We start from the raw sequence: 3018 nt of genomic DNA on the forward strand, positions 1-3018 counted from the left end.
TTGCGGTAAAAAAATAATAAATGGTGTCAATCTTATTAAAAGCTTATCTGGAATAAGGCATGTGATGAGTCTTATGATTGTATTATGATGGTATTACATAAGCGAGAAAATTATAGAGAAACGGCAAAATGGTCGCTGCAAATTATTTTACCGCCCTCTTGATTCTGATCACGGGCATTTTTTGCACCTTCTTTTCCAAAACTGCATCCTCGATGGTGAATGGATTGAATCCATACAGAAATGCCCAGACTCCACTGCTCTTCAATATCTGCCGGATGGCATAGGCAGCCTCTTTTGGATCGCTCACCTCTTCCGCAATTCCTTTCAGAGTGCCGCTTGGCAGGAGAACCTCTACATCAGGATTCGCCAGAACATTCAGATACCATTGGCCCTTTAGATGCTTGCCCTGGTAGCAGTAAATGCTCTCGCCGATCAGAGCGTGGTACACAGGGGTGAAGCGAGTCTTCCCGGTCTTCCTGCCTCTCGTTTTGATGACCATGATATTGCCTATAATGGGATTTGAAATGTATTTGCCAAGGTTCCTCTGAAAAGCGGGCACAATTATATAGCTATTGAATATTCTGAATAAAGCTCTTTGAATTGATTTAAGCATGCACACCTGGCTTTCGACAGCAAAATTAATATAGGTTGTGCTGAGACTGAATAACATGTCGAAGCTCAGCAGTTCCATTTTTAGTAGAGAGCACGGCAGCGATGCGTCCTTAGATGCATCTATAAGTAAACCGGGACTGTAAGACCCAATCCTGTTTGATCTGGGTTGGGTGTTGAATGTTCGATCGCTGCATAGCGTTATCGAATTGGATGGAATAGACTTATAAAAACAACCTGAATTGGAAGGATGGGCCGCATAAGAGATTGCCGGTCTCTTAATGATATTGGCCGCGTTGGAGTCCCTGCTTCTCCATCGATGGAGAATCGAATATTCTGACGGATTGAAGGCTAAAAGCGCGGCGTCAAATCCTTTCGGGAAGTAGAAAATGATCGGAAGAGATGAAATAAGCAAAAACTATAGGCCTAATGAGCATTATGAGTTCTCTGGAATTGGGGCCAGGCTGTTTGGCCCTAAAGCAGGCTACGTGAGAGCTCAGGCAGACAGCATCCGGCAAGCAGATGAGATCTTATTCGCACTGGCCTTGACTGTATTGATATTTGGATCCGTCCTCTCCATGGATATAATGGCCAGAATGGGGGCATTCCAATGAAGAGATACTTTAGGGACCTTTATGATGTCCTTGTCAACCAGAATTATGGATCGAAAAATACCCATCTGGTTGAGATATTCCTCAGCCTGGGAGCATTCATCGGCATAGGTCTTGCGGCTGTTATGCTAAGGGCTGGATGGTAGGACGGGAAAAATGGAAGCAAATGGCCGGAAAAAAGCATCATACTCGCTGCTGTTTCAGAAGAATAAGCTGATGGCCGAGCGCCGCTTTCTGCTGATGAAGCTGGCGGAATGCGCCAATCAGATTAAAAAAATAGATGAGCAGCTCAAATCGATTTGAAGCAAATCATCCCTGGAAAATGATAGCAGGCGGGATTTGATCCTGCATATCCGGCTGGCTATTACCAGTCAGGGTAATAAAACCTCTTCCAGCGGCCTTCTGGGCGTGTGCTTGCTCGGCTCTGCATAACCCATGCGGATGAGCAGCTGAGGATATTTCACCTTCAATATCCTTGCCATCTCCTCCCTAAGCTCGGGAATGGCTATGGGCTGGCTGAAGAGATCAAACCTGACATCCATCTCCGTGGCCTTAAGAAACAGGATCTCAAAGAGGAATCCTGCTTTAAGCCAGGTCATCATATCGTCCTGATCGGTTGATAGAACTCCTACCGCTGGCGAGGCCTTCATATAAGCAGTCTCAATCCTCGCCCGGGATGTAGACATATCAAAGGTCCCGAAGACGAATGCTCCGAAGTAGGACTGGAAATCCGAATAGCCAAACGAATAGCCTGGCAGACCGTCCTTTTCTCCTCCCGTATTGGACCTTACCCAGCTTGCCAGTTCCTTTCTGAAGGCTTTATTCCCCAGCTGTATCTTATGAGACTGGGCGAGGATCTCGGACATCGCCGACTTTCCGGCTTCATCGACCAGGATATTCAGATCAAATCCATCCCTTTTTACGCAGGCCTTCAATTCCCTGAGCTTTGCATCCTCTATCGCCCTCTTCTCAAACTCCTTTCTGTTTGTATGACGTCTGGTTATCTGACTGAACAGATCGGGAAGCTTTTTTTTGCCGGCCGATCCTTTCAGCTTTATGGTCGCAGTCCTCTCGCCAGAAGGGCCATCAGGCAGGCATGAAACGTCATATCCAAAGCCGAAGTGTTCCGCTGCTATGAGGATATTGGCCAGAAGGCAGCCGTGGCTGAGATAAAGAGTCCTGTTGGAAGGGTCAACGTTGGGCAAAGCACGGTTATAGTCAGCAATTACTGATACCTCGTTTCCATCAATTGCCAGCTTCCAGGGCTGAGTGTTGGGCCCGGATGGAGCTAAAACTGCATACTTGAGCAGGCCTTTTATCTGATCGCACAGGTCGCCATTCACAGGGAAATCCTCTTCTCTAACGTTCCAGGCTGCTAATACATCGGTCACTTAAGCCATCTCCTTATTTTTCTGAACTGATATCGCTCTTCTGAACATACTGAACATACATTCTAAGCCCACTTTTCAAATACGCTTCGGAATATGAACAGCTTAGTTTAACTAGATTTCGAGATTGTTAAGGGAAAGATCATCATAAAACAGAGAAGTCATCATCAAGGAGATGGAGGATATGGGACAATGCCAGTAAATCCTAAGAGAGCCAGAGTGCTGGTCTGGGCTAAAGAGAGAAAAGGTGCTATATTCTACTGGATGAGCAGAGAGCAGAGAGTGGCTGATAACTGGCCTATGCTATTTGCTCAGGAACTGGCCATAAGAGAAAAGTCTCCCCTGGCGGTGCTCTTCTGCATCTCGCCCCAGTTCCTGGAGGCAACAAGCTCTCAATATAAGTTCATGCT

At 46.4% G+C, this 3018-nt stretch carries 4 protein-coding genes; 2 read left to right on the forward strand and 2 right to left on the reverse strand.

Annotation, left to right across the window (positions count from 1 at the left end):
* Positions 1-142: 142 nt before the first annotated feature.
* Positions 143-613 (reverse strand): nitroreductase/quinone reductase family protein, encoded by a 471-nt coding sequence (locus tag BP822_RS03100; RefSeq protein ID WP_286877720.1) that lies wholly within the window; start codon positions 611-613, stop codon positions 143-145.
* Positions 614-1219: 606 nt separating this feature from the next.
* Here BP822_RS03100 and BP822_RS03105 point away from each other — a divergent pair.
* A complete protein-coding gene (locus BP822_RS03105; protein WP_013718176.1) occupies positions 1220-1366 on the forward strand; it encodes a hypothetical protein in 147 nt (48 codons plus the stop codon).
* A 225-nt stretch (positions 1367-1591) separates the two neighbouring features.
* Here the strand turns inward: BP822_RS03105 and BP822_RS03110 are convergent, their stop codons facing one another.
* Positions 1592-2611, reverse strand: coding sequence for an Acg family FMN-binding oxidoreductase (locus tag BP822_RS03110; protein WP_286877721.1), 1020 nt, complete (start codon positions 2609-2611; stop codon positions 1592-1594).
* A 189-nt stretch (positions 2612-2800) separates the two neighbouring features.
* On the opposite strand from BP822_RS03110, the gene BP822_RS03115 reads away from it, so the two are divergent.
* The coding region (locus BP822_RS03115) for a deoxyribodipyrimidine photo-lyase (protein ID WP_286877722.1) at positions 2801-3018 on the forward strand (218 nt) is incomplete at its 3' end.

The sequence above is a fragment of the Methanosaeta sp. UBA458 genome, from assembly GCF_002496085.1.
Taxonomy (GTDB): domain Archaea; phylum Halobacteriota; class Methanosarcinia; order Methanotrichales; family Methanotrichaceae; genus Methanothrix; species Methanothrix soehngenii.

Coding starts and splice junctions, on each gene's coding strand:
- BP822_RS03105 (WP_013718176.1), top strand. CDS start 1,220: ATGAAGAGATACTTTAGGGACCTTTATGATGTCCTTGTCAACCAGAAT.
- BP822_RS03100 (WP_286877720.1), bottom strand. CDS start 613: ATGCTTAAATCAATTCAAAGAGCTTTATTCAGAATATTCAATAGCTAT.